This is a genomic window from Acidovorax sp. Leaf191 (assembly GCF_001424425.1).
In the GTDB taxonomy this organism is placed as follows: domain Bacteria; phylum Pseudomonadota; class Gammaproteobacteria; order Burkholderiales; family Burkholderiaceae_C; genus Acidovorax.
Genome location: NZ_LMPT01000012.1, coordinates 670957 through 696271, shown reverse-complemented (window position 1 = coordinate 696271; position 25315 = coordinate 670957). Strand labels below are relative to the sequence as shown.

20 protein-coding genes are annotated in these 25315 nt (G+C 68.6%); 5 read left to right on the top strand and 15 right to left on the bottom strand.

What is annotated here, in order from left to right; genetic code table 11:
* Positions 1-52 precede the first annotated feature (52 nt).
* Complete coding sequence (locus ASG27_RS11605; protein WP_056416416.1) at positions 53-931, top strand: helix-turn-helix domain-containing protein; 879 nt, start codon at positions 53-55, stop codon at positions 929-931.
* A 285-nt stretch (positions 932-1216) separates the two neighbouring features.
* On the opposite strand, the gene ASG27_RS11600 is transcribed toward ASG27_RS11605, so the two are convergent.
* Positions 1217-1522: an H-NS histone family protein gene (locus ASG27_RS11600; protein ID WP_056416217.1), complete on the bottom strand. Its 306-nt coding sequence runs from the start codon at positions 1520-1522 to the stop codon at positions 1217-1219.
* A gap of 452 nt (positions 1523-1974) precedes the next feature.
* On the opposite strand from ASG27_RS11600, the gene ASG27_RS11595 reads away from it, so the two are divergent.
* A complete protein-coding gene (locus ASG27_RS11595; RefSeq protein ID WP_056416214.1) occupies positions 1975-2820 on the top strand; it encodes a symmetrical bis(5'-nucleosyl)-tetraphosphatase in 846 nt (281 codons plus the stop codon).
* Positions 2821-3007: 187 nt separating this feature from the next.
* On the opposite strand, the gene ASG27_RS11590 is transcribed toward ASG27_RS11595, so the two are convergent.
* The 3 genes from ASG27_RS11590 to ypfJ form a co-directional block, all read right to left on the bottom strand.
* Entirely contained in the window at positions 3008-4516 is a 1509-nt protein-coding gene (locus ASG27_RS11590) for a DEAD/DEAH box helicase (RefSeq protein WP_056416211.1), read from the bottom strand.
* 400 nt (positions 4517-4916) lie between these two features.
* A complete protein-coding gene (locus ASG27_RS11585) occupies positions 4917-7133 on the bottom strand; it encodes a SulP family inorganic anion transporter (RefSeq protein WP_082485922.1) in 2217 nt (738 codons plus the stop codon).
* A gap of 180 nt (positions 7134-7313) precedes the next feature.
* A complete protein-coding gene (ypfJ, locus tag ASG27_RS11580) occupies positions 7314-8204 on the bottom strand; it encodes a KPN_02809 family neutral zinc metallopeptidase (RefSeq protein WP_056416208.1) in 891 nt (296 codons plus the stop codon).
* A 124-nt stretch (positions 8205-8328) separates the two neighbouring features.
* Between ypfJ and pcp the strand changes: the two genes are divergently transcribed.
* From pcp to ASG27_RS11565, 3 genes are all read left to right on the top strand, one after another.
* Entirely contained in the window at positions 8329-9006 is a 678-nt protein-coding gene (gene pcp / locus ASG27_RS11575) for a pyroglutamyl-peptidase I (RefSeq protein WP_056416204.1), read from the top strand.
* 77 nt (positions 9007-9083) lie between these two features.
* Complete coding sequence (locus ASG27_RS11570; RefSeq protein ID WP_056416200.1) at positions 9084-10070, top strand: delta(1)-pyrroline-2-carboxylate reductase family protein; 987 nt, start codon at positions 9084-9086, stop codon at positions 10068-10070.
* Positions 10067-11764, top strand: coding sequence for a sensor domain-containing diguanylate cyclase (locus ASG27_RS11565; RefSeq protein ID WP_056416197.1), 1698 nt, complete (start codon positions 10067-10069; stop codon positions 11762-11764). The genes ASG27_RS11570 and ASG27_RS11565 overlap by 4 nt, the downstream gene beginning before the upstream one ends.
* A gap of 118 nt (positions 11765-11882) precedes the next feature.
* On the opposite strand, the gene ASG27_RS11560 is transcribed toward ASG27_RS11565, so the two are convergent.
* The 11 genes from ASG27_RS11560 to ASG27_RS11510 form a co-directional block, all read right to left on the bottom strand.
* Positions 11883-12266, bottom strand: a complete 384-nt coding sequence (locus ASG27_RS11560; protein ID WP_056416194.1) for a hypothetical protein — start codon at positions 12264-12266, stop codon at positions 11883-11885.
* Between the two features lie 141 nt (positions 12267-12407).
* Positions 12408-12980: a dCTP deaminase gene (gene dcd, locus ASG27_RS11555; RefSeq protein ID WP_056416191.1), complete on the bottom strand. Its 573-nt coding sequence runs from the start codon at positions 12978-12980 to the stop codon at positions 12408-12410.
* Positions 12981-13073: 93 nt separating this feature from the next.
* Positions 13074-14372 carry a guanine deaminase gene (gene guaD, locus ASG27_RS11550; protein WP_056416190.1) on the bottom strand — a complete coding sequence of 433 codons (1299 nt, stop codon included), beginning with the start codon at positions 14370-14372 and terminating at the stop codon, positions 13074-13076.
* A 91-nt stretch (positions 14373-14463) separates the two neighbouring features.
* The gene (locus ASG27_RS11545; RefSeq protein WP_056416187.1) at positions 14464-15606 is read right to left on the bottom strand and encodes a BMP family ABC transporter substrate-binding protein; all 1143 of its coding nucleotides are present in this window, start codon (positions 15604-15606) and stop codon (positions 14464-14466) included.
* A gap of 151 nt (positions 15607-15757) precedes the next feature.
* Entirely contained in the window at positions 15758-17350 is a 1593-nt protein-coding gene (locus ASG27_RS11540; RefSeq protein ID WP_056416184.1) for a methyl-accepting chemotaxis protein, read from the bottom strand.
* Positions 17351-17701: 351 nt separating this feature from the next.
* Entirely contained in the window at positions 17702-18754 is a 1053-nt protein-coding gene (locus tag ASG27_RS11535; protein WP_056416181.1) for an adenosine deaminase, read from the bottom strand.
* Between the two features lie 157 nt (positions 18755-18911).
* Positions 18912-20078 carry a BMP family ABC transporter substrate-binding protein gene (locus ASG27_RS11530; protein ID WP_056416178.1) on the bottom strand — a complete coding sequence of 389 codons (1167 nt, stop codon included), beginning with the start codon at positions 20076-20078 and terminating at the stop codon, positions 18912-18914.
* A gap of 200 nt (positions 20079-20278) precedes the next feature.
* Positions 20279-21199, bottom strand: coding sequence for an ABC transporter permease (locus ASG27_RS11525; RefSeq protein ID WP_056416175.1), 921 nt, complete (start codon positions 21197-21199; stop codon positions 20279-20281).
* Positions 21199-22272 (bottom strand): ABC transporter permease, encoded by a 1074-nt coding sequence (locus tag ASG27_RS11520; RefSeq protein ID WP_056167796.1) that lies wholly within the window; start codon positions 22270-22272, stop codon positions 21199-21201. The genes ASG27_RS11525 and ASG27_RS11520 overlap by 1 nt, the downstream gene beginning before the upstream one ends.
* On the bottom strand, positions 22265-23878 hold the full coding sequence (locus ASG27_RS11515) for an ABC transporter ATP-binding protein (protein ID WP_056416173.1): 1614 nt from the start codon (positions 23876-23878) through the stop codon (positions 22265-22267). The genes ASG27_RS11520 and ASG27_RS11515 overlap by 8 nt, the downstream gene beginning before the upstream one ends.
* Before the next feature lie 79 nt (positions 23879-23957).
* Positions 23958-24890 carry a LysR family transcriptional regulator gene (locus tag ASG27_RS11510; RefSeq protein WP_082485921.1) on the bottom strand — a complete coding sequence of 311 codons (933 nt, stop codon included), beginning with the start codon at positions 24888-24890 and terminating at the stop codon, positions 23958-23960.
* Positions 24891-25315 lie beyond the last annotated feature (425 nt).

The following is a 25315-nucleotide window of genomic DNA, read 5'->3' as shown; positions in this document are numbered from 1 at the left end:
GATGACCTGACAGGTAATGGCCCGTGCGCGCTTTGACCCTAGGATGTGGCCCATGACCTCCTCTGCATCCTCCGCATCCACTCCGTCGCACCGGCCACCGCGCCCCACCCTGCCGCACCGCGCGGCACCGGCCGGGCCCGCGTCGTTCGGCGACCACCTGCGCACCTGGCGCCAGCAGCGGCACCTGAGCCAGCTGGAGCTGGCGGACGAGGCGGACATCTCCACGCGCCATGTGAGCTTCATGGAAACCGGCCGCACCAACCCCAGCCGCGACATGGTGCTGCGCCTGTGCGAACGCCTGGCCGTGCCCCTGCGCGAGCGCAACGCCCTGCTGGTGGCGGCCGGCTATGCGCCGATGTACCGCGAGCGCGCGCTGGACGACCCGGCGCTGGCCGCCGCGCGGCAGGCGGTGGAGCTGGTGCTCAAGGGCCACGAGCCCTGCCCTGCCATCGCCCTGGACCGCTGCTGGAACGTGGTGGCCACCAACCGCGCGGCCCAGGCCCTGCTGGCGGACCACGTCGCGCCCGAGCTGCTCGCACCCCCCGTCAACGTGTTCCGCCTGAGCCTGCACCCCGAGGGGCTGGCGCCGCGCATCGCCAACCTGGCGCAGTGGCGCGCGCACCTGTTCGAGCGGCTGCGCCAGCAGATCCAGGCCACGGCCGACCCGGCGCTGATCGCATTGCAGGCCGAACTGCTGGAATATCCCGAGCCCGCAGGCGCCCAATCCACCGTGCTGCCCGGTGAATTGCTGGGCGTGGTAATGCCTTTCTGCTTTGAAAGTCGCCACGGCATGCTCTCGCTGATCAGCACCACCACGATATTCGGCACCCCGGTGGACGTGACGCTGCAGGAGCTGGCAGTGGAGTCATTCTTTCCAGCCGACGATTTCACGGCACAGGTGCTGCGCGATGTGGCGGCGCAGAACGGCTGAATGGATAAATGGCGACGCGCCCTGCCTGACCGCGCGTGCCAAAGTGCAGCCGGACGATAAGGGGCTGGAGCGTCAATATCGGTGGATGTACTACGACTTCTCGCCGCCCTCGCGCCGCGGCACGCCATCGCCGCCAACCGCACAAAACACCGATGGCGGCTTCAATGCACGCAGAGAAAACCATCCCTTCGCAGGGGCATGCACCAGTTAGGGGATTAAGCGGGGCATAAAAAAGCCCACCGAAGGGTGGGCTTTTCAAGTATCCGGCAGGTGCCGGACAAGGAATTAAATGGCGAACTTTTCGCGGCTTTCGTTTTGGATCCAACGGGGTGCCTTGCCGCGGCCCGTCCAGGTTTCGCCGGTGGCGGGGTTGCGGTACTTGGGCGCGACCTTGGTGCCAGCGGTGGAGCTGCGGGTGCCCTTGCCTGCCGATTTGCCAGCGGGAAACACGTCCTGCGCGGTCAAACCATATTCAGCCACCAGCGACCGAACCTGCGCCACAGCGCTGGACAATTCGCTGCGTCGCGCTTCGTTGATTTGCTGCTCGAGGGCTTCACGCTGTTTCAACAGGTCTTTGTAGCTGGTGGTCATGATGTCTGGATCTTGGTGTAAGGGTGAATGACAGGCGCGATTATAGGAATATTTTCTGCTGTGTGGTTCACGGCCCTCAAAAATACCTCTGAACAGCCCAAGGATTAAAAGCGCCCCATTTGTAGGAACCGTCCCACCTCCTTCGCTGCAACCCACGCCCTGCGCCTTGCTGCCGGGCAGATTGCGCAAATGGCGGACGGCTTTGAATATCGAGCCGCACCAGCCAACCCGAGCATCGGCCTGCGCGCCACGCTGTTTTTAATGCAGGCCGGATGGATGCGTATAAATGCCGAATATCCAGCCGACAGGCTCCCGCATCGCCACCGGCACAGGCGTTGCGGCCCCGCATCGCAATGCGCCCCGCAGTTCTCCCCCTGCAGGCGCTCGCCGGTCGAAAACCTCGCAGGCGCAATGCGCAGAGAATCCCCTGTTCCCATCACACGACATTCACCATGGCTCTTTACTGCATCGGCGATATCCAGGGCTGCGACAGCGCGCTGGGGCGCCTGCTCGGCGAGATCGGTTTTTCTCCCAGCCGCGACACCGTCTACCTGCTGGGCGACCTGGTCAACCGCGGGCCCGATTCGGCGGCCGTGCTGCGCCGCTGCATGGCGCACGACGGCGCGCTGCGCAGCCTGCTGGGCAACCACGACCTGCACCTGCTGGCCGCCGCCCACGGGGCCCGCAAGCCGTCGCGCCGCGACACCTTGGCCTGCGTGCTGCAGGCACCCGACCGCGAAGCCCTGCTGCAGTGGGTGCGCAGCCAGCCCCTGGCCCGCACGCACACGCACGGCGGCGAGACGCTGCTGATGGTGCATGCCGGCGTGCTGCCCGCCTGGTCTGCGCAGGACGCATTGGCCCATGCCGACGAGGTGGCGGCCGTGCTGCGCGGGCCTGACCTGCCGGATTTTCTGCAGGCTATGTATGGCAATACGCCAGACCGGTGGAACGACGCGCTGACCGGCAACGACCGCCTGCGCGCCATCGTGAACGCGCTCACACGGCTGCGCTTTTGCTCGGCAGACGGGGTGATGGACTTCGACAGCACCGAGAGCGCCAGCGACGCGCCCGCAGGCCTGATGCCCTGGTTCGAGGTGCCCGGGCGCCGCGCTGCAGGCACGCTCACGGCATTCGGCCACTGGTCCACGCTGGGCTGGCTCAACCGCAGCGACCTGCTCGGCCTGGACACGGGCTGCGTATGGGGCGGCTGCCTGAGTGCGGTGCGCTTTGGCGACACGCTGGCCGACCGCGAACTGCTGCAGGTGCACTGCGAGCAGGCCCAGGCGCCCGGCGCCTGAACCTCCGGGGCTGCGCTGCGGGAGCACAGGGCCCAACGGCACAAGAGCGCAAAGGAAGGGCACAAGGTGGGGTGCCCAAAAAGCGGCGCTACAAAAAATATAGCTGCCAGCGCTTTTGTATCAAGCGGTGGCAGCTATTTTGTTCAGCAACCCGGTGCATCACCAGGCGCAGCGACCGGGTGATGACTTACTGCGTCGATGTTTCCGGCTGGACGGCCTTGAACAGCGCCGCCACCTTGCGCTTGGGCTTGATGTTGGCCGACACGCTGCTGCGCGGTGCGGACTTGGCGGCTTCCCAGGCGGGGGCGGCATCGGCTGCCGCGTTGGCTTCGTAGGGCTTTTCGAAGAACGGGTCGCGCGACGCGACCGCGGGGCGAAAGCCCCGGTGCTGCTCGCGCGGCTCGCGGCCTTCGCGGCCACCGCGGTGGTCGCGCTCGCGTTCGCGTTCGCGCTCGCGGCGCGGGGCGGCCGAGATGGCGTCGCGGCCGTCGCCCGTTTCGCCGGCTTCGCGCCAGGCGCGGCGGCCGTCATTGATGCGGCCACGGGGCTGGTCTTCGTCGTACTCCACCGCCTCGAGGTCGATCTTCTTCTTGATGAGCTTCTCGATATCGGACACCAGGCGCGTGTCGCTGCCGGACACCAGCGTCACCGCCAGGCCCGAGGCGCCTGCACGGCCGGTGCGGCCGATGCGGTGCACGTAGTCTTCGGCGTTGAACGGCACGTCGAAGTTGAACACCGCCGGCACGTCCTTGATGTCCAGGCCGCGCGCGGCCACGTCGGTACACACCAGCAGGTCGACTTCACCCTTCTTGAAGGCCTCCAGCGCCTTCAGGCGCTCGTCCTGGCTCTTGTCGCCGTGCAGGGCGGCGGTCTTGAGGCCTTCGCGCTCCAGGCTGCGGGCCAGGCGTGCGCAGCCCAGCTTGCTGTTCACGAAGATGAAGGCCTGCTTGATGCCCCGGGTCTTCAAGACCTGGTGGATCGCGCGGCGCTTGTCGTCGTCGTTGGCGCTGTAGAAGCGCTGCTCCACCGTGGACGCCGTCTCGTTGGGGCGGGCCACTTCGATGGTGATGGGGTTTTGCAGGTAGCTGCCCGCCAGGCGCTTGATCTCGGGCGAGAACGTGGCGGAAAACAGCAGCGTGGTGCGCTGTTTGGGCAGGTACGACAGGATGCGCTGCAGGTCGGGCAGAAAGCCGATGTCCAGCATGCGGTCCGCCTCGTCGAGCACCACGTACTCGACCTGGTTGAGCACCGCGTTCTTGGCCTCGATGTGGTCGAGCAGGCGGCCTGGCGTGGCCACCAGCACCTCGACGCCTTTTTTCAGCTCGAGGGTCTGCGGCTTCATGTCCATGCCGCCGAACACCACGGTGCTGCGCAGCTTGGTGTGCTTGGCGTACAGCGCGATCTGCTGGGCCACCTGGTCGGCCAGCTCGCGCGTGGGCAGCAGCACCAGGGCGCGCACGGGGTGGCGTGCAGGCGACGTGGAGCTGTTCTCGTGCTTGAGCAGGCGCTGCAGCAGGGGCAGCGAGAAGGCGGCGGTCTTGCCGGTGCCGGTCTGGGCGGCGCCCATCACGTCCTGCCCCGTGAGCACGACCGGAATGGCCTGCTCCTGGATGGGCGTCATGGATTCGTAGCCCATTTCGGCCACGGCACGCGCCAGCGGCTCGGCCAGCGAAAGATTGGAAAAGGAACTTGTCATTAAGAGCGTGTTGGGTGTCGACGCTGAATATGTCTGAGCAATGTGACACCCCCAGGTTCGGGGCGGGCCGCAAGGCGCAAACCGTAGCGGTGACCATCGCCACCGCAAGGATTGCAACGCCACAGTGGGGGGGCCCAACGGGCCCTGTGCCGTGTGGGCCAAGGCCTGGTGTGGCGTTGCGCTAGAACCTGCTCACGATCTCCCGCGGTCGGGGATCGCGCGAGGTCATGAGCAGGCTCGCAGCCCTCTATTGTCGCACCGGTGGCCCAAAAAGCCATTTTTCAGGCGGGAATGGGTTGCGCCGTGGCCCGGCGCTGCCTCGCCCACACCGTCGATTGCTACTTTTTTGATAGCTACTGGCGCTTTATGGTCAAGCGACAGGGGCACTTTTCATAGACCGTCATTCCAGCACGGCGCGCAGTTGGCGGGTGGTCGCGGCCAGCCGCCGGGCCCCAATCATCGCGAGGTTATTCATCACCGTAAGCGCCGCTTCGGGGTGCTGGCGGGCCCAGGCGTCGAACTGGTCGCGCGACAGCCGCACCAGTTGCGCGGGCCGCCGCTCGGCCCCGGCACTCGCCGTGCGCGCGGCGCCGTTCAGGAAAGCCATGTCGCCGAACGCCATGCCCGGCCCGACGGTGGCGAGTCTGAGGCCCGTCTCGGGCGGCCATTGGGTGGCCAGCGTGATGTGGCCGGACTGCACCACCAGCAGGTCGCGATCATGGTCGCCCGCGTCGAAGACCACGCTGCGGGCGGGCACGGCCACCGGCACCAGCAGGGCCAGCAGGGCGGCGCCGGCCTCGGGGCCCACGCCCTCGCCGATCTCGCCCAGCAGGTCGCGCTCGGGGTGGGCGGGGCGCTGGTCGAGGGGCCGCTGCAGCAGGATGCCGGCCTCGGCCCATTCCAGCGCCCGGTCCAGGTCGGCGAAGCTGCGCACCTGCTCGCCCGCATGCTCGCGCGCCAGCGGGTCGAGCCCCGCCACGGCACCGGCCACGCCCTGCTGCGCGAGGTCGCGCACCAGCGCGCGCAGTTGGGCCAGCGCCGTGCTGTCCCACGCAGGCACGCGTGCTGCATCAAGGATCACCCAGCGGTGGCGCGGCTGCAGCAGCATGCGCACCTGCTCGGCCAGGTGGGCGGCCACGCCGAACGACATCACGCCCTGCAGCTCGAACACCGCCACCTGGTTCATGCGCGGCACGAGCCAGCTGTCCGATCCCGCGCGCCGCAGCCGGCGCGAGCGCAGCTCGCCATCCAGCCGCACATGCCGCAGCACCTTGGCGGCCGAGTCGTGCAGCAGCACGAAGGTGGCCACCACCAGGCCGGCCACCAGCGCGCCCACGCCGCCCATCACCGCGAACACCAGCGCCACCAGCCAGCTCTGCGCCCAGGTCACGCGCGAGCGCCGGGCATAGCGCAGCGACCACATCAGCGCAGGCACCTGCAGCAGCCCCGCCAGCACCAGGCCGCCCGCCAGGCCCGCCATGGGCACCCAGTGCAGCCACCAGGCCCCGGTGGCGGCCACGCCCAGCATGATGGCCGCATGCCAGCGCGGCCCGCTCGCCAGCCCCGGTGCGCCGCCCGAGCCCCCGGCCTGCGCCAGCAGGATGCGCGAGCGCGATGCGCTGGTGGACGCCGGGATCATCCCCGCCAGGCCGCACAGCGCGCCCAGCAGGCTCTCGCGCCGCAGAGCCTGGTTGGCGTTGCCGCGCAGGCCGTGGTCGAGCTCCAGCTCCTGGTTGAAGACCATGATCTCCAGGCTGTTGACCAGGGCCATGAGCAGCGCCAGCACCACCAGGGCCGAGCCGTGCTGCTGCGCGAGCGCGACCCACGGGATGCCCGTCCAGTCGGGCCACAGCGGCCCGGCAAACGCGCTGGCCTGCACCGCGGGCGCGAACACATCGCCCAGCCCCGCGCCCCACACGCCCGCCAGCGCCACCGCCAGTGCCACCAGCACCACCGCCGTCAAAAGCCCCGGCGCGCGCGGCCAGCGCCAGCGCAGCGCCCAGGCCAGTGCCACCACGGTCAGGGCCGCGAGCGCATGCCAGAGCGTGCGCGCACTCCACAGCGCATCGGCGGCCCCGGCGCCAAAGCCGTTGCGCACCTGGCCCACCACCATCGACAAGCCCACCCCCGCCGCAAAACCATGCGTGACCGAGATCGGCAAAAACCGCGCGACGGATGCCAGCCGCAGCACCCCCAGCAGCCACTGAAAGACAAACGCCAGCGCCACCGTGGCGCCGCTCACCGCCAGCACCTGGCGCGCGCTCAGGCCCAGCTCCGGCGCCGCGCCATGGGCGGTGGCGAGCACCGCCGCAAACAGCAGGGCCACCACCGTGGTGGGCGCATAGACCACGCCCGGGCGCGGCACCACCAGCGTGAGCAGCAGGCCGGGCAATGCCGCCGACCACAGCGCCAGCGCGGCCAGCGAATGGTCCCCCGCCAGCGGGGCGAAGGCCAGCAGCCCCAGGCCGACGGCATGCGGCACGGTGACGGCGGCGGCAGACCACGCCGCCGCCGCGCCCGATGCCTGGGGCGCAGCCGCCTCGGGCTCCAGCGTATTCCAGCCGGTGGGCGATGGGGGCTGAAGCGGCGCAGGCCGTGACTGCTGGGCGGATGGCATGAACGAGGGGCTCGTGCAGGTGCGGGTGCGGGTGCAGGTGCTGGTGCTGGTGCGGCCACTGCGCTATGACAGGCGATGACGGGCGGGTGGCCTGGTGGGTGGCTGGGTGGCTGGGTGGCTGGGTGGGTGGGTGGAGGGCTGCAGCCGCGGTGCGTCAGCAACGACCGCGGCAGGCCGTCCTTAGAGGCTGCGGGACGTGAAGGTGTCGCACGCCTTCACGCTGCCGTTCTGCAGGCCGTTGTTGAACCAGCGCTGGCGCTGGGCACTGGTGCCGTGGGTGAAGCTCTCGGGCACCACGGCGCCGCCGCTGGCGCGCTGCAGCGCGTCGTCGCCGATCTTGGCGGCAGCGTTCATCGCCTCTTCCACATCGCCCTGCTCCAGGATCTGCCGGGCGTTCTGCGCATGGTGGGCCCACACACCGGCAAAGCAGTCGGCCTGCAGCTCCAGGCGCACCGACAGCTGGTTGTACTCGGCCTTGCTCACGCGGCCGCGCATCTGGTCCACCTTGCCGCTGATGCCCAGCTGGTTCTGCACGTGGTGGCCCACCTCGTGGGCGATCACATAGGCCTGGGCGAAGTCGCCCGGCGCACCCAGCCGGTTCTTCAGGGTTTCATAAAAGCCCAGGTCGATGTAGACCTTCTGGTCGGCCGGGCAGTAGAACGGCCCCATCGCCGCCTGGCCCGTGCCGCAGGCCGTGGGCGTGGCGCCCCGGAACAGCACGAGGCGCGGGTTCTGGTACTGGCCGCCGCCCTGGCGGAACACGGCCTGCCACACGTCTTCGGTGTCGGCCAGCACCGTGGACACGAAGCGCGCCATGGTGTCGTCCGCAGGCGGGCGGTGCGCCGGGCCCTGTGGTTGCTGCTGCTGCACCTGCGCCGGAGAGCCACCGCTCAGCAGCCCCAGGATCGTCAGCGGGTTGATGCCCAGCACCCAGCCGCCCACCAGGGCGATCACGATGGTGCCGATGCCGATGCTGCGCCCGCCAAAGATGGGCGAGCCGCCCCCACCGCCACCGCCCTCGTCCCGGCGGTCTTCCACATTGTCGGATTCGCGATTGCCTTCCCACTTCATGCCAGTCTCCAACGCCCTCCTCCCTGGAAGGCATGGGCGCCATGTTACGCGCCAACCAGGGCGGCGCCGGGCGGATTACGATGGCCCACCTCGCCATTGACACCCGCCGCGCCGGCGCCACCCCATGCACCACCACGCCTCCCACTACGCGCCGCCCGGCGAACGGGTGATCCTGCTCACCGGGTTCGACCCCTTCGGCGGCGACGCGCTGAACCCGAGCTGGCTCATCGCCCAGGCGCTCCACGGCCAGCGCATCGGCGGCCACCGGGTGGAGTCGGCCCAGTTGCCCACGGTGTTCGGCCGGTCGCTGCACCACTTGGAAGCGCTGATCGAGGCACACCAGCCGGCGATGGTCGTGTGCCTGGGCCAGGCCGGCGGGCGCGCCGCGCTCTCCCTGGAGCGCGTGGGCATCAATGTCGACGACGCGCGCATCCCCGACAACGCCGGCGCCCAGCCCGTGGACACGCCGGTCGTGCCGGGCGGGCCGGCCGCGTACTTTGCCAGCCTGCCGGTCAAGGCCATGCTGCGCGCCGTGCAGCGCGCGGGCGTGCCCTGCGAGGTATCGCAGACCGCCAGCACCTTCGTCTGCAACCACGTGCTGTACGGGCTGCTGCACCGGCTGGCCACGCGCCCGGCGGGCGCCCAGGGCGTGCGCGGGGGCTTCGTGCACGTGCCCTGGCTGCCCGGGCAGGGTGCGCCCCACCTGCCGCTGCGCGACATGGTGCGGGGCCTGCATGCGGCCCTGTGGGCGGCGGTGCTGGCGCGCGAGGACATCGCGCTCGGGGCCGGCGCCACGCACTGAGCATCCACCCTGCCAATGTCCCTGGACCCGGGCTTGCCCGGCTCCCCGGCGCCGCGGCGGCTGTGTACATTTCCACCATGTCTTCTTCGCACCGCCTGGAGCCTTCCCCCACGCTCGACGCCGCAGCCACTGCGGCGCTGCTGCCATGGGCTGCGCTGGCCGACGAGATCGCCGCCGTGCTGCGGGATGTGTCGGTGGTGGTGCCTGCCCGCAGCGTGCTGCCCTTGCCCTTGGGCGGCACCCTGTTCGTCATGCCCGCCACCGACAGCCGGGTGGCCATGACCAAGCTCATCACCCTGACGCCCGCCAACACCGGCACGCCCCGCCCCACCATCCAGGGCGACGTGGTGGTGTTCGACGTGGCCACGGGCGAGCGGCGCCTGGTGCTCGACGGCCCCACCATCACGGCGCGCCGCACGGCTGCGGCGTCGCTGCTGGCCGCGCGGCACCTGGCGCAGGAGCCGCAGGGTCCGCTGCTGATCGTGGGCGCCGGCGTGCAGGGCCTGGCGCACCTGGAGGCCTTTGTGCAGGGCCTGGGCGTACAGGATGTGCGCGTGGCCTCGCGCAGCGCCGCCAGTGCCGAAGCCCTGGCCCGGCACGCCCGCGCGCTGGGCGCCAAGGCCCGCGTGGTGACCGATGCCGACGCCGAAGTGCGGCACTGCCCGCTGATCGTCACCTGCACCCCCGCGCACCGCGTCGTGCTTTGCACGCCGCCCCTGGCCGATGCCTTCGTGGCGGCCGTGGGCGCCTACACACCCACCATGGCCGAACTCTCCCCCACCCTGTGCCTGCACATCGCGCAGCAGGGCCACATCGTGGTCGACACCCCCGACGCGCGCCACGAGGCCGGCGACCTGCTGCAGGCCGGCCTGGACGTGGGCGCCATGCCCACGCTGCGCGAGGTGCTGCAGGGCCCGCGCATCCAGCGCACCGGGCCGGTGCTCTTCAAGAGCTGCGGCTGGGCGGGGTGGGACCTGGCCGCGGCCCGGCTGGCGGTGCGGGCGCACGGCCGTGCCGGCGCCGCAGCCCCGGCCCCCGGCCTGCCGCTCGGGGTCATCCCATGAAAACGCGGCGCTTTTCCGACCTCAGCCTGCGCTCGCAGATCGCGCTGGTGTTCGGCACCATCGTCGTCGCCCTGGCAGCCTTGCTGTCGCTGGGGTTTGGCGAGCTGATCAAGGTGCGCAACGAACGCGACGCCAGCGCCGCCTTGCTGATGGTGGCCGAGAACGCGGGCAAGCTGCTGGCCAACGGCCTGCTGGAGCGCAGCCGCGAAGCCGAGGTGCTGGCCGCGGCCGAGGTCGTCTGGGTCAAGGGGCTGGACTCCCCCGAAGCCCACCACATGCTGGCGCGCAGCCAGGCCGCCCAGCCCAACAGCGTGTGGATCGGCGTGGCCGACGCCCAGGGCGTGGTGCGCAACGCCACAGGCGGGCTGCTGCTTCAGCAGAGCGTGCTGGAGCGCCCGTGGTTCCAGGCCGGGCTCGACAAGCTCTACGTGGGCGACGTGCACCCGGCCAAGCTGCTCGAAAAGCTGCTGCCGCCCCAAGCGTCGGGCGACCCGTACCGGTTCGTGGACTTCGCGGCGCCCATCCGCATCGGCCCCACCACCGTGGGCGTGCTGGGCATCCACGGCAGCTGGGAGTGGACCGGCGAGGTCATCGAAAGCCTCACCCCGCCGCCCACGGAGGATTCCGCCCTGGAACTCTTCGTCTTCGACCGTGCAGGGCAGCTCATCTACGCCCCCGATGGCCAGACCCAGGCCCTGCAGGCGGCCGGCCAGCAGTTGCCCAAGCCCCCGCCCACGGCCCGGGGAGGGGCGGGTGACGGCACGCAGCCCGCCGTGGTGCGCTGGCTGGACGGGCGCGAGTACCTGACCGCCATCGCCCCGATGAAGCCCCGCAACGCGGCCAGCGACCTGGGCTGGCGCGTCGTGGCCCGCGAGCCGGTCGAGCTGGCCTTTGCCGAGGCAGGCCGTACCGTGCGCCTGGCGCTGGTCATCGGCCTGACTGCCGCCATGGTGGCGTCGGTGCTGGCCTGGCTGGCGGCGCGCCGGCTGAGCGACGACCTCTATGCACTGGCCGATGCCGCCACGGCCGTGGAGGCCGAAACCCCCGGCACGCGCATCCCCCAGACGCGCAGTAGCCGCGAGGTGCGCAAGCTCTCGGGCGCGCTGCGCCGCATGACGCACCACTTGCTGACCGCCCGCGAGGCGATGGAAGAAAAGGTGCGCCTGCGCACCCTGGAGCTCGAAGCCGCCAACCGGGCGCTGGACCTGCAGGCGCGCACCGACGCCCTCACCGGCCTGCTCAACCGCCGCGGCTTTGAAACCCAGATGGCCTTTGCCCTGGCACTGGCCCGGCGCAGCGGACGCCCGCTGAGCATCATCACTGTGGACGTGGACCACTTCAAGCGCGTGAACGACACCTACGGGCACGAGGCGGGGGACGAAGTGCTGCGCCGGCTGGCGCGCACGCTGGAGGTCCGGCTACGCACATCGGACGTGGTGGCGCGGCTGGGGGGCGAAGAGTTCGTCGCCCTGTTGCCCGACACCGATCTGGCGGGCGCACGCGCCATTGCCGAGGCACTGGTGACCGCCATGGACGAGCAGACCGACCCGGTGGTCGGCCACATCACCGTGAGTGCAGGGGTGGCCACCATGCGCGGCCTCTACGACGAAGGCTCGGACATGCTGCGGCGCAGCGATGCCGCGCTGTACGAGGCCAAGAACCAGGGACGCAACCGAGTGAGCGTGGAAACATGAGTCCTACCCGGTGCGGAGGTAGGTCAACGGCGGCGGGCCTGCGAGGCCCGCACCAGCCCGCATCGAAGCGCGAGCGTGGGCTGCTGGCGGACCCAACCAGATCCGCCGTGCAAGACCCTTACACCAGCAGCAAGTGGCCACGCCCCTGTTCGTCCAGCTCGGCCGCCACGCGGCAGCCTTCGGGCGTGGCGGCATCGAAGTACACCTGCAGGCGAGCGGCCAGTGCGCACAGGCTCTCGTCGCGCGAGTCGTAGGCGGCATTCAGGCGGCCTTGGGCATAGGGCCGGTGGCCGAGCATCATGTCGGTGTTCACGCAGTGGCCTGCGGCGGCCATCTTCAGGACGAAGAGGTTGAGAAGATCGCAGGGCCAGTACGTGCCGTGGTGCGGCATGCCGATGAACGCAGCCGCACGGCGGGGGGAGGCAAAGGATTCGTCCGGGGTGAGGGAAAAGTCAGCGCCCCGGTTTTGCGCGGGTGCCGAAGGTGCAGCAAAGGTCAGCATGGGGAACTCCTTTTTGTCTCACCACCAGACCATCTGGAGGCTTGACACCATGCTAAGAACCTTACGTGCGCTTGCACTTCAGCCGATCGACCATGCCCGTGTAGGACACCGGCTGTGCGCGCCGCCCGCCAGCGCCCGGGATCAGGCCTTGGGCAGGGTCACGCCGACCTGGCCCTGGTACTTGCCACCGCGGTCGCGGTAGCTCACCTCGCACACATCGTCCTTGTCGCTCTCGAAGAACAGCACCTGCGCGCAGCCTTCGCCGGCGTAGATGCGGGCCGGCAGCGGCGTGGTGTTGGAGAACTCCAGCGTCACGTAGCCTTCCCACTCGGGCTCGAAGGGGGTCACGTTCACGATGATGCCGCAGCGCGCGTAGGTGCTCTTGCCCAGGCAGATGGTCAGCACGTTGCGCGGGATGCGGAAGTACTCCACGGTGCGCGCCAGCGCGAAGCTGTTGGGCGGAATGATGCAGCTGTCGCCGTGAAAGTCGACAAAGCTCTTCTCGTCGAAATTCTTCGGGTCCACCACGGTGCTGTGGATGTTGGTGAAGACCTTGAATTCAGGCGCGCAGCGGATGTCGTAGCCGTAGCTGCTGGTGCCGTAGCTGATGATCTTGCGGCCTTCGGCCTCGCGCACCTGGCCGGGCTCGAAGGGCTCGATCATCCCGTGCTCGGCAGCCATGCGGCGGATCCATTTGTCGCTCTTGATGCTCATCGGTCAATTCCCTGCGCAGTGGCCCGGGCTGTCGACAAAAACGACGACAAACGGCCGGGCGCTATGAAATATGTAGCTGGTAGCGCTTGCTTATCAAGCGCGAGAGGCATATTTTGCTTGAGAAATCACGGTTTGCTCCACCAGCCGGTCGTCGCCCAGCACGATCAGCGCAAACAATAGCTCATCGAGGTTGCGCGCCTGCGCTGTCTTGCGCTCCAGCAAAGGCGTGGCGCGGGGGTTGAGCACCACGAAGTCTGCCTCGCAGCCGGGCTGCAGGTTGCCCACCACGCCCGCCAGGCCCAGCGCCTGGGCCGCGCCCGCCGTGTGCTGCCACCACAGCTGCCGGGGCGACAAACTCAGGCCCTGCTTGCTCTGCCCTTCCCGGCCCACGTAGTACGCCGCCAGCATGGTGTGGAACGGGCTGAAGCTGGTGCCCCCGCCCACGTCGCTGGCCAGGCCGTAGCCAAAGCCCACGCGGTCCGCGCCCGCGTAGTCGAAAAAGCCGCTGCCCAGGAACAGGTTGCTCGTGGGGCTGACGGCCGCCACGGTGCCGGTGTCACGCATCAATGCGCGGTCGTCGTCGTCGAAGTGGATGCAGTGGGCGTACACCGCACGCTCGCGCATCAGGCCGAAGTCGTCGTACACCGCCAGGTAGCTGCGCGACGCCGGGAACAGCTCGCGTGCCCACCGGATCTCGTCCAGGTTCTCGGCCACGTGCGACTGGATCCACACGTCGGGATAGCGCGCGGCCAGCTCGCCCGCGCCGCGCAACTGCTCGGGCGTGCTGGTGGGCGCAAAGCGCGGGGTGATGGCATAGCCCAGGCGGTCCACGCCGTGCCAGCGCTGGATCAAGGCTTCGGTGTCGAGCAGGCTCTGCTCTGTGTCGTCGCGCACGCCATCGGGCGAATGGCGGTCTTGCAGCACCTTGCCGGTGATCAGGCGCAGTTGGCGGCGCTGCGCCTCGGTGAACAGCGCGTCCACGCTGGCCGGGTGCGAGGTGGCGAATGTCAGCGCCGTGGTCACTCCGTTGCGCAGCAGCTCGTCCACGAAGAAGCCCGCCACCTGGGCGCCGTAGGCCGGGTCGACAAAACGCGACTCGTGCGGAAAGGTGTAGTTCTCCAGCCAGGGCAGCAGGCCGTCCGCGGGCGAGCCGATCACATCGGTCTGCGGGAAATGGATGTGCATGTCCACAAAGCCCGGCGCCAGGATGCGGCCCGGAAGGTGCGTGACGGGATGGTCAGCGTACTGATGGGCCAGCGCCTGCCAGGCACCCGCCGCCACCACGCGCTGGCGGCCCTGTTCATCCGGGCCGACAGCCAGCAGGCCGTCTTCGTCATACAGGGCCGATCCATCATCGGCAAAGCGCAAAAGGGCAGAGCGGTATACATGCATGGGCGCTAGCTTAGCGGCGGCTGTGGTCCGGGACATACGCCGCCTGCAATAAACGCTATGGCCCGAGCGCCGCGGCTGGCGTTGCACCCCGTCAGCGGGTGATGCGGCCCTGCACGCCTTCCACCAGCCAGTTCATCTGCAGGATCTGCGCGTCCGTCAGCGCCTGGCCTGCGGGGATCACCTCGTGGCCTTCGTTGTCGCGCACCGGGGCCTTGGCACCCGCGCGGAACGGCTGCAGCTGCCCCGCGCCGACAGCCTTCTGCGCGGCCAGCACCTCCTGCTGCACGGCGGGCGGCACCTTGGGGCCGAAGTCGCCCACGCGGATCAGGCCCTCGCGCACGCCCCCCCAGAGGTTGCCGCTCTTCCAGGTGCCGTTTTGCACCGCGCGCACGCGGTCGGTGTAGTAGCGGCCCCATTGGTGGGTGACGGCGATGATCTGCGCGTCCGGCCCGGCCTTGCGCATGTCGGAGTGGTAGGCCACGGCCATCTTGCCTCGCTCCTGCGCCGCGGCCATCACGGCGGTGGAGCCGGTGTGAAAGGCCATCACGTCCACGTCCTGGTTGAAGAGCACCATGGCCGCATCGCGCTCCTTGGGCGGGTCGAACCACACGTTGATCCACACCACCTTCACGGTGGCCTGGGGGTTGACCGAGCGCATGCCCAGCGTGAACGCGTTGATGCCCTGCAGCACCTCGGGGATGGGAAAGCCCGCCACGTAGCCCGCCACGCCGGTCTTGCTCATGCGGCCCGCCGCAATGCCTGCCAGGTAGCGACCCTCGTAGTAACGCGCGTTGGCCGCGGCCACGTTGGGCGCGGTCTTGTAGCCGGTGATGGACTCGAACTTCACGTTCGGATAGTCCTGCGCCACCTTGAGCGTGGGCTCCATGTAGCCGAAGCTGGGCGTGAAGATGATCTGGTGCCCCGTGGCCGCCAGGTCGCGAATCACGCGCTCCGCGTCGGCCCCCTCGGCCACGTTTTCCACGAAGGTGGTCTGCACCTGCGCGCCCAGCGCCGCCTCGACGGCCTTGCGGCCTTCGTCGTGCTGGCGCGTCCAGCCGGCTTCGGTGATGGGGGAGACATAGACGAAGCCCGCCTTGACGGGCTGCGCCGGCGCGGGGGCAGGTGGTTTGGCACCTGCCGGGGTTTGGGAGACAGCGGGAAAGGTGATGAAAACGGCGCCCGCCAGCGCACTCACACAAGCCGCACGCAGTGCGGTGGCGAGGTTTTTGTACATGGTGTTCCTCTACATGGCCCAGGTTGAAAAGCGGAGCCACCGCAGGGCGGCGGTGGTCCACGGAAAAAGTCAGTTAGATCGTCATTCAGTGGTGAGGCTGGAAGCCCGGCAGGGCACAACGTCCGGCGTATCTATCGCTTTCGTCCTGCACTCAGCCCAGGCGCGGCACCCGCAGGCGGGCATGCTCGGGCACGGTACCGCCCAGGCGGAAGGCGCCCACCACTTCGGACAGGCGCGCGGCCTGGTCCTTCAGGCTCTCGGCGGCTGCGGTGGATTCCTCCACCAGCGCGGCATTTTGCTGGGTCATCTGGTCGAGCTGGCTCACCGCCACGTTCACCTGGCCGATGCCCAGGCTCTGCTCCGACGCCGCGGCGCTGATCTCGCCAATGATGTCGGTCACGCGGCGCACGGACGTCACGATCTCGGTCATGGTGGTGCCGGCGTTCTGCACCAGGGCAGAGCCCGACTCGACCTTCTCCACCGACACGCCGATCAGGGCCTTGATCTCCTTGGCGGCTTCCGCGCTGCGCTGGGCCAGGCCCCGCACCTCGGTGGCCACCACGGCAAAACCACGGCCCTGCTCGCCCGCGCGGGCGGCCTCCACGGCGGCATTGAGCGCGAGGATGTTGGTCTGGAAGGCGATGCCGTCGATGGTGCCGATGATGTCGGCGATCTTCTTGCTGCTGGCGTTGATCTCGTCCATGGTGCTCACCACCTGCGAGACGACCGCGCCACCGCGCTCGGCCACGGCCGCGGCCGAGGCGGCCAGCTGGTTGGCCTGCACGGCCGAATCCGCGCTCTGGCGCACGGTGCTGGTCAGCTCTTCCATGGAGCTGGCGGTTTCCTGCAGGCTGCTGGCGGTCTGCTCGGTGCGGGCACTCAGGTCCTGGTTGCCGATGGCGATCTGCGTGCTGGCGGTGGAGATGCTGTCCACCACGCCGCGCACCTGCTGCAGCGAGCCCTGCAGCGCACTGCGCATCAGGTCCAACGCGCGCAGCAGGCGGCCGGTTTCGTCGTTGGCGTAGCTGGCCTCGGGCTGGCCGGTCAGGTCCATGTCGGCGATGGCTTCGGCGATGGCCTCGGCATGGCGCAGCGGGCGCGTGATGCTGGTGGCCAGCAGCCAGGCCAGCAAGGCACCCAGCAGCAGCGAGACGCCGGTGCATACCTGCAGCAGCAAGGTGGTCTGGGCACGCAGGGTTTCGCTGCGCTTGCCGGCTTCGTCCAGCTGCGCGCGCTGCGCGTCCACCATCTGCTGCACGCCTGCGAGATAACTGCGCGAGGTGGGCTCAAAGCGCTCGTTGAACACCTTGTTGGCGCTCTCGGCGTCGCCCGCCTGCTTGAACTTGCTCACCTCTTCCCGCGCGGCGAGGTAGTCCTTGCGCAGCTGGCCGACCTGGTCGAAGAGCTTCTTTTCTTCGGGCGTGTCCATCTTGGATTCGATGAACTTTTGCAGCTCGTTGGTGTTGCGGATCGACTCGGCCGTGGCCGGCGCGAAGTACGGGATCAGGCTCGCATCGCTGCTCTTGGCGATGGCTGCGGCGCGCTGCACGCCGGAGGTGGTGTGGCGCAACCAGTCGGCACCCGCACGCTCGGTCTTGATGTTGTCGGACACCATGGTGTCGATCTCCTGGCCCAGCTGGCCGAGCTTGACCACCGCCACCACGCTGCTGGCAAAGAACAGGGCCAGGATCAGGCCCAGCACCAAAGTGAGGCGCTTGCCGATGGAAATTTGACTGAGAAACATGGGGGAAAGCTCCGTGGTGGCGCGGGCGCGCGCCTCGCCAGCCCATGGTCCATGGGCTGAGGGTCTGAATCGCGGGAAGTCGAAAGAAAAGGGGGCTGCGGCCGACGGCACACCCCGGATGCGGGCCTCAGCCCGCTCGTACAAAAACTCACAATTCTAGGGTTTACCCGAAAAATTAGCTAGTCCTGCACCAAATGGGGGATCAAACGAAGGCCTGTTGCTCGGTCAGTCCCTGCCACTTCGCGCCCGTTGTACGGCTGCCTGACGAGGTCGCTCCGCTGCAGTGCACGCCCAACTCCCCGGTGCCAGCGGCCACCCCTTCCTTCAGCGCAGCCAGAGAGTGGCCCGATCTCAGTAGTCGTGTTCCACGCAGCGCTCGAAGGCCTCCTTGAGCTTGTGTTCCCACACCCGCTTGTCGGCATTGCCTGCAAAGCTGGCTTCGAAGCTGTTGAACGCCAGCTGGTAGGCGTGCCTGGCGGTGAGGTGCGTGGCGGCGAACACCTGGGTGAAGTTGTCGTTGATGTAGCCGCCAAAATACGCCGGGTCGTCCGAGTTGACGGTGGCCGCCAGCCCTGCGTCGAGCAGCCTGCCCAGGTTGTGGTCCGCCAGGTCGGGGAACACGCGCAGCTTCTGGTTGGACAGCGGGCACACCGTGAGCGCAATGCGCTCCTGCGCCAGGCGCTGCATCAGCGCGGCGTCGTGCACCGCTTGCACCCCGTGGTCGATGCGCTCCACCTTGAGCACGTCGAGCGCGCTCCAGATGTACGCCGGTGGCCCCTCTTCCCCCGCATGCGCGACCAGGCGCAGGCCCAGTTCGCGGCAGCGTGCGAACACGCGCGCGAACTTCTCCGGCGGGTGGCCCACTTCGCTCGAATCCAGGCCCACGCCCACGATCTTGTCCAGGAAGGGCTGGGCCTGCTCCAGGGTCTCGAACGCGGACTCTTCGCTCAGGTGGCGCAAAAAGCACAGGATCAGCGTGGCGCTGATGCCCAGCTCGGTGCGTGCGTCCTGGCAGGCGCGGTGCAGGCCGTTGATCACGGTCTCCATCGCCACGCCGCGGGCCGTGTGAGTTTGGGGGTCGAAGAAGATCTCGGCGTGCAGCACGTTGTCGTGCGCGGCGCGGACCAGGTAGGCGCGCGCCATGTCGTAAAAATCCTGCTCGTGCAGCAGCACGCTGGCACCGGCGTAGTAGATGTCGAGAAAGCTCTGCAGGTTGGTGAAGGCATACGCGCTGCGCAGTGCTTCCACGCTGGCGTAGGGCAAGGCCACCGCATTGCGCTGCGCCAGCGCGAAGATGAGCTCGGGCTCGAGCGAGCCTTCGATGTGGATGTGCAGTTCTGCCTTGGGCATGGCGCGCAGCAGCGCAGGAAGGCGCTCGGCGGAGATGGGCGGGACTTTGAACATGGCGGCCTGGCCTCTCATTTTTCTGTGGGGATGGGCGACATCATGCACCGGCATGGCACCAACGAGAAGGGCCGCACAAAGCGGCCCTGGGACATTGTCGCGATCCACCTTGCAGGCACCGCACGGCGCCCGCCAAGGTGTTCACAAAGGCGTCTTACTACTTCTTGTCGCCGCCGGGGATCTTGCCCTCCACGCCCTTGACATAGAAGTTCACGCCGCCGAGGAATTTGTCGTCGGCCACGGCGTCCTTTTCCAGCACGGCCTTGCCGTCCTGGCCGACGATGGGGCCCTTCCAGATCACGAAGCTGCCGTCGGCCAGGCCCTTCTTCACTTCTTCGACCTTGGCCTTGGTCTCGGCGGGCACGTCTTCAGCGATGGAGACGATGTCGATTGCGCCTTCCTTCACGCCCCACCAGCTCTGGCCGGTGGCCCACTTGCCGTCCAGGGCGTCCTTGGTGGCCTTGATGTAGTACGGGCCCCAGTTGATCACGGCCGATGCCAGGTGGGCCTTGGGGCCGTAGGCGGTCATGTCCGAATCCCAGCCGAAGGCGCGCTTGCCCTTTTCCTGCGCCGTCTTGAGCACTGCGGGCGAGTCGGTGTTCTGGAACAGCACGTCGGCGCCGCCGTTGATCAGCGACGTGGCGGCTTCGGTTTCCTTCGGTGGGCTGAACCATTCGTTCACCCAGACCACCTTGGTCTTGATCTTGGGATTGACCGACTGCGCACCCAGCGTGAAGCTGTTGATGTTGCGGATCACTTCAGGGATCGGCACCGAGCCCACCACGCCCAGCGTGTTGGTCTTGGTCATGGCACCGGCGATCACGCCGGCCATGTAGGCACCTTCGTAGGTGCGGCTGTCGTAGGTGCGCACGTTCTCGGCGGTCTTGTAGCCGGTGGCGTGTTCGAACTTCACGTCCTTGAAGTCCGGGGCGATCTTCTGGATGGACTCCATGTAGCCGAAGGTCGTGCCGAAGATCAGCTTGTTGCCTTGGCCGGCCAGGTCGCGCAGCACGCGCTCGGCGTCGGCGGACTCGGGCACGCTTTCGACGAAGCTCGTCACGACCTTGTCGCCGAATTCCTTCTCGATGGCCTTGCGGCCGTTGTCGTGGGCGAACGACCAGCCGCCGTCACCGACAGGGCCGACGTACGCGAACGCGATCTTCAGAGGCTCGGCCTTGGGCGCAGGGGCCTCTGCCGCAGGAGCCGGTGCGGGCGCGGGGGCCGGTGCCGGTTCTTCCTTCTTGCCACAGCCCACGAGCGCGGCGGCGGCCACGGCGGAGAGCGCTGCCACCTTGAGCAGGGAGCGTTTCTGCAGATCAGTCATGTCGGTTCCTTATGGATAGATGAAGATGAAGAAGAGAAGGGAAGAAGAGAGTTTTACAAGGCAGACGCACGAAAACGTTGATTATGGTCCGATCTACCGGGCAGTAACCAAAGGTTTTTCACCTCCCGCGGTCCCGATGCAAGACACGGGCCATGGAGCCACCCGCAGGCCCCGCGCCGGGGCGGGGCCGCGGACGTGGGTCAGGAGCCCGGGTAGAACGGCTTGCCCAGCGATGCCGGCATGTTGATGCGGATCCACGTCGGGTTGCGCGATATCAGCGCCAGCACCACGATGGTCGCCACGTACGGCAGCATCGACAGCAACTGGCTGGCCACCTGCACGCCCGTGGCCTGCAGGTGGAACTGCAGCATCGTCACGCCGCCGAACAGGTAGGCCCCGAGCAGCACCCGCGCAGGCCGCCAGGTGGCAAAGGTGGTCAGCGCCAGCGCGATCCAGCCGCGGCCAGCCACCATGCCTTCGACCCACAGCGGCGTGTAGACGGTGGAGATGTAGGCGCCCGACAGCCCGCACAGCGCGCCCCCGGCCACCACCGCGGCCAGTCGGATGCGGCGCACCGGGTAGCCCAGCGCATGGGCGGACTCGGGCGACTCGCCCACCGAGCGCAGCACCAGGCCCGCGCGCGAGCGGTACAAAAACCAGATGAGCGCCGCCACCAGCACCATGGTCAGGTACACCAGCGGGTGCTGCTGGAACAGCGCGGGCCCGAGCAGCGGCACGTCGGACAGCACCGGGATGGCGTACTTTGGCAGCTCGGGCAGCTTGGCCTGCACGAAGCTGATGCCCGCAAAGGCCGAGAACCCCACCCCGAACAGCGACAGCGCGAGCCCGGTGGCGTACTGGTTGGTGTTGAGCCAGATCACCAGCACACCGAAGATGGCCGCCAGCAGCGCCCCGGCGGCCATGCCCGCGGCAAAGCCCAGCCAGGTGTTGCCCGTGTGCACCACGGTGGCAAACCCGGCGATGGCGGCGCAGAGCATCATGCCCTCGGCCCCCAGGTTGACGATGCCGGCTTTTTCGTTGATGAGCAGGCCCAGGGCCGCGATGGCCAGGACAGTGCCGGCGCTCAAGGTGGCGCCGATGAGGAGTGCGTAGGATTCCATCAGGCCACCACTTTCTTGGCGCCTACCCAGCGAACGCGGTAGGCAATGAGCGTGTCGCAGGCCAGCAGCGTGAACAGCAGCAGCCCCTGGAACACGCCGGTGAGCGACTTGGGCAGCCCCAGGCGCGACTGCGCCAGCTCGCCGCCGATGTAGAACATGCTCATCAGGATGGCCGACAGGATCATGCCCACCGGGTGCAGCCGCCCCACGAAGGCCACGATGATGGCCGCAAAGCCGTAGCCCGCCGGCACGTACGGCGTGAGCTGGCCGATGGGGCCGGCCACCTCCAGCGCGCCCGCCAGGCCCGCTGCGCCGCCCGAAATGAGCAGCGCCGTCCAGAGCGCCCGGCGCGACGAGAAGCCCGCGTACCGCGCCGCCGCTGGCGCCAGCCCGCCCACCTGCTGGGCAAAGCCCGCGCGCGTGCGGAACAAAAACACCCACAGCGCGGCCGCCCCGGCCAGCGCCAGCAGCAGCCCGATGGACATGCGCGAGCCCTGCATCAGCCGCGGGATCTGCGTGACCTTCTCGAACGTCTTGGTCTGCGGGAAGTTGTAGCCCATGGGGTCCTTCCACGGACCGTAGACCAGGTAGCCCAGCACCAGCGTGGCCACGTACACCAGCATCAGGCTGACGAGGATTTCGTTGGCGTTGAACTTGTCGCGCAGCAGGGCCGTGAGCCCCGCCCACGCCATGCCGCCCAGCACGCCCGCCACCAGGATGGCGGGCACGATCCACGGCCCGGTGGTCTTGTCGGCCAGCAGCGCCACGCCGCCGGCCACCACGGCACCGATGACGAACTGGCCCTCGGCACCGATGTTCCACACGTTGGAGCGAAAGCACACCGCCAGACCGAGCGCGATGAGCAACAGCGGCGTGGCCTTGACCATGAGTTCGCCGATGGCGTATTGCGTCTTGATGGGCTCCCAGAAGAACACCTGCAACCCGCGCACCGGGTCCTTGCCCAGCGCGGCGAACAGCGCGATGCCGATCAGCACCGTGAAGGCCAGCGCCAGCAGCGGCGAGCCGTAGGTCCAGAGTTTGGACGCCTGGGGGCGCGGTTCGAGCTTAAGCATGCTGCACCTCCCCCACCTTGGCGCTGTGGGCGCTGTGAACGTTCTGGGCCAGATGGGCCTGCACGTCGGCATGCCACAGACCGCTCATCCATTCGCCGATCTGCTCCACCGTGGCATCGGCGCGCGGTACCGAGGGCGACAGGTGCCCCTTGGCCACCACATGCAGCCGGTCGCAGATTTCGAACAGTTCATCGAGCTCTTCGCTCACCACCAGCACCGCGCAGCCCGCATCGCGCAGCGCCAGGATGGAGCCGCGGATCTGCGCCGCCGCGCCCACGTCCACGCCCCAGGTGGGCTGCGAGACGATGAGCAGCTTCGGGTTGGCGTCGATCTCACGCCCCACGATGAACTTTTGCAGATTGCCGCCCGACAGCGATTTGGCCGCCGCGTGCGGGCCGCCCGCCTTCACGTTGAAGCGCTCGATCAGCGCCTTGGCATGCGCCTCCAGCGCACCCACCTTGATCCAGCCGCTGCCCGCCACCGAGTTGGTGCGCGTGAGCAGCAGGTTGTGCGCCAGGCCCATGGTGGGCACGGCGCCCCGGCCCAGGCGCTCCTCGGGCACGAAGTGCAGGCCCAGCGCACGGCGCTGCCCGGGGCGCATGCGGCCCGCGTTTTGCCCGGCCACCTGGATGCTGGCGGGCTCCGCCCGCGTGTCCTCGCCCGACAATGCGTACAGCAGCTCCTTCTGGCCGTTGCCGGACACCCCGGCAATGCCCACCACCTCGCCCGCCTTCACCTCGAACTGCAGGTCGACCAGGTCCACGCCGAACTGGTCCGCGCGCGGCAGCGACAGGCCCTGCACACGCAGCACCGTGGCGCCGGTCTGCACCGCGCGGTGCTCCAGCGCCGGCGGCTCGGCGCCGATCATCAGGCGCGAGAGCGACGCGTTCGATTCCTCGGCCGGGTTGCACACGCCCGTGACCTTGCCGCCGCGCAGCACGGTGCAGGCGGTGCACAGCGCGCGGATCTCGTGCAGCTTGTGGCTGATGTACAGGATGCTGCAGCCCTCGCTGGCCAGCTGGCGCAGCACCACGAAGAGCTTTTCGACCGCCTGGGGCGTGAGCACCGAGGTGGGCTCGTCCAGGATCAGCACCTTGGGGTTGGTGAGCAGCGCACGGATGATCTCCACCCGCTGCATCTCGCCCACGCTCAGGGTGTGCACCGGGCGCAGGGGGTCGATGTCCAGGCCGTACTCGGCCGCCTTGGCAGTGATGCGCTGCGTGACCTCGGGCAGCGACAGGCTTTTGTCCAGGCCCAGCCAGACGTTCTCGGCCACCGTGAGCGTGTCGAACAAACTGAAGTGCTGGAACACCATGGCGATGCCCAGGGCCCGCGCCTCCTGCGGGTTGCGCACCTGCACGGCCTGGCCGTTGAAGTGCACGCTGCCCTCGTCGGGCTTGACCGAGCCGTAGATGATCTTCATCAGCGTGGACTTGCCCGCGCCGTTCTCGCCCAGCACGGCGTGGATCTCGCCGGGCAGCACCGTCAGCGACACGCCGCTGTTGGCCACCACGGCCGGGTAGCGCTTGGTGATGCCCGCGAGCTGCAGCCGGGGCGGCGGTGCGCCCGGACCACCCGGGGCGCTGGAGGTAGGAGGTGAACTCATGCGGGGATTGTCTCTCAGTTTTATGACTTGTTTTTGGAATGAAAATACCGCCTTGCGCTTGCTCCGTATGCGCGAGCAGCTATTCTTTTCGTAGCGACGCAGCCACGGTCTTCACGCAGTCGCGCAGCCAGATGGCCGCTGCCGAATGGTGGGTGCGGGCATGCCACAGCTGGTAGTACATCAGGCGCGGGAAAGGCACGGGGCTGGGCAGTATGGCCAGCGGCAGCTGGTCAACGTAGCGTTCGCAGTACTGGCGACCGGTGGTCAGCACCAGCAGGCTCGACGCCACGATGGGCGGTATGGCGCTGAAGTGCGCGCAGCGTGCGGTGATATTGCGGGCCATGCCCAGGCTGTCCAGGTGCGCGTCGATCACGCCGCGCGCGCCCGGGTGGGTGGGGGTGGGCGCGATGTGCTCGGCGGCCAGCCAGCTCTCGGCGTCCCAGCCCCGGCGCACGGCCGGGTGCTCGCGGCTGACCAGGCACACCACCTCGTCGCCGAACAGGCGGCCCATGTGCAGGTCGTCGGGCGGCTGCGGCCAGTTGCCGATGACCACGTCGACCTCGCCCTGCGCCAGGTGCGCGTGGTAGTGGGCATCGGCCGACAGCGGCAGGATCTCGATGGGGCACAGCGGTGCCTCGACCTTCAGGCGGGCGACCAGCTGGGGCAGGAAGAGCGGGTCCAGGTAGTCGCTGGCCGCCACGCGGAAGGTACGGGTGGACGTGCGCGGATCGAACCCCCGCGCATCGGAGAACAAGGCCTCGGCCGATCGCAGGATGGCGCCCGCGGGCTCCACCATGCGCAGCGCGGCGTCGGTGGGCATCATGTTGGCACCCGAGCGCACCAGCAGCGGGTCGCCCGCCAGGTCCCGCAGGCGCTTGAGCGCGGCAGACACGGCCGGCTGGTGCATGCCCAGCCGGACGGCGGCCCTCGATACGCTGCGTTCTGTGAGCACGGTGTGCAAGACCCTTATGAGATGGAGGTCTATCTTGTCGAAAAGGGCGTGGTCTCTCATACGGGGGCCTGCATTCCTGTCATACGGCATCGTGTATGCCGTGCGGCGCGGGGCTGCGCAACGCACCGCAAGGGGTCGAGGAGGCTGCGCGGCAGAAGGAGCATCGGCTGCAACGCTCGACAAACCGGTCTCGCCAAGCACTACTTCCTGCGCCCAGGGGCCCGCCCTGGGCTTGTCAGTAGCACTTAGCGATCCTCGGTTTTCGAACTTTTCGCTTCGATGCCTTATGCCGCGCAGCCTCCTGGCCATCTTCACATAGAAGTCCGCGCCGGTTCCAGCGCGCAGGGCAAAAGTCCTGCGACCTGGCCAAGGGCACCGTGCGGTTACCTGCCTCGACGTGGCGCAGTGGCAGCGCGGCAGGCCCCAAGTACATTTGGCGATCCAGGTGCCGCCAGATTCCACCACGGGCTTGGCACCTCGACGTC

Bases quoted from the DNA above. Each gene is read 5' to 3' on its own strand.
- ASG27_RS11605 (WP_056416416.1), top strand. From the start codon at position 53: ATGACCTCCTCTGCATCCTCCGCATCCACTCCGTCGCACCGGCCACCG.
- ASG27_RS11600 (WP_056416217.1), bottom strand. From the start codon at position 1,522: ATGACCACCAGCTACAAAGACCTGTTGAAACAGCGTGAAGCCCTCGAG.
- ASG27_RS11595 (WP_056416214.1), top strand. From the start codon at position 1,975: ATGGCTCTTTACTGCATCGGCGATATCCAGGGCTGCGACAGCGCGCTG.
- ASG27_RS11590 (WP_056416211.1), bottom strand. From the start codon at position 4,516: ATGACAAGTTCCTTTTCCAATCTTTCGCTGGCCGAGCCGCTGGCGCGT.
- ASG27_RS11585 (WP_082485922.1), bottom strand. From the start codon at position 7,133: ATGCCATCCGCCCAGCAGTCACGGCCTGCGCCGCTTCAGCCCCCATCG.
- ypfJ (WP_056416208.1), bottom strand. From the start codon at position 8,204: ATGAAGTGGGAAGGCAATCGCGAATCCGACAATGTGGAAGACCGCCGG.
- pcp (WP_056416204.1), top strand. From the start codon at position 8,329: ATGCACCACCACGCCTCCCACTACGCGCCGCCCGGCGAACGGGTGATC.
- ASG27_RS11570 (WP_056416200.1), top strand. From the start codon at position 9,084: ATGTCTTCTTCGCACCGCCTGGAGCCTTCCCCCACGCTCGACGCCGCA.
- ASG27_RS11565 (WP_056416197.1), top strand. From the start codon at position 10,067: ATGAAAACGCGGCGCTTTTCCGACCTCAGCCTGCGCTCGCAGATCGCG.
- ASG27_RS11560 (WP_056416194.1), bottom strand. From the start codon at position 12,266: ATGCTGACCTTTGCTGCACCTTCGGCACCCGCGCAAAACCGGGGCGCT.
- dcd (WP_056416191.1), bottom strand. From the start codon at position 12,980: ATGAGCATCAAGAGCGACAAATGGATCCGCCGCATGGCTGCCGAGCAC.
- guaD (WP_056416190.1), bottom strand. From the start codon at position 14,372: ATGCATGTATACCGCTCTGCCCTTTTGCGCTTTGCCGATGATGGATCG.
- ASG27_RS11545 (WP_056416187.1), bottom strand. From the start codon at position 15,606: ATGTACAAAAACCTCGCCACCGCACTGCGTGCGGCTTGTGTGAGTGCG.
- ASG27_RS11540 (WP_056416184.1), bottom strand. From the start codon at position 17,350: ATGTTTCTCAGTCAAATTTCCATCGGCAAGCGCCTCACTTTGGTGCTG.
- ASG27_RS11535 (WP_056416181.1), bottom strand. From the start codon at position 18,754: ATGTTCAAAGTCCCGCCCATCTCCGCCGAGCGCCTTCCTGCGCTGCTG.
- ASG27_RS11530 (WP_056416178.1), bottom strand. From the start codon at position 20,078: ATGACTGATCTGCAGAAACGCTCCCTGCTCAAGGTGGCAGCGCTCTCC.
- ASG27_RS11525 (WP_056416175.1), bottom strand. From the start codon at position 21,199: ATGGAATCCTACGCACTCCTCATCGGCGCCACCTTGAGCGCCGGCACT.
- ASG27_RS11520 (WP_056167796.1), bottom strand. From the start codon at position 22,272: ATGCTTAAGCTCGAACCGCGCCCCCAGGCGTCCAAACTCTGGACCTAC.
- ASG27_RS11515 (WP_056416173.1), bottom strand. From the start codon at position 23,878: ATGAGTTCACCTCCTACCTCCAGCGCCCCGGGTGGTCCGGGCGCACCG.
- ASG27_RS11510 (WP_082485921.1), bottom strand. From the start codon at position 24,890: ATGAGAGACCACGCCCTTTTCGACAAGATAGACCTCCATCTCATAAGG.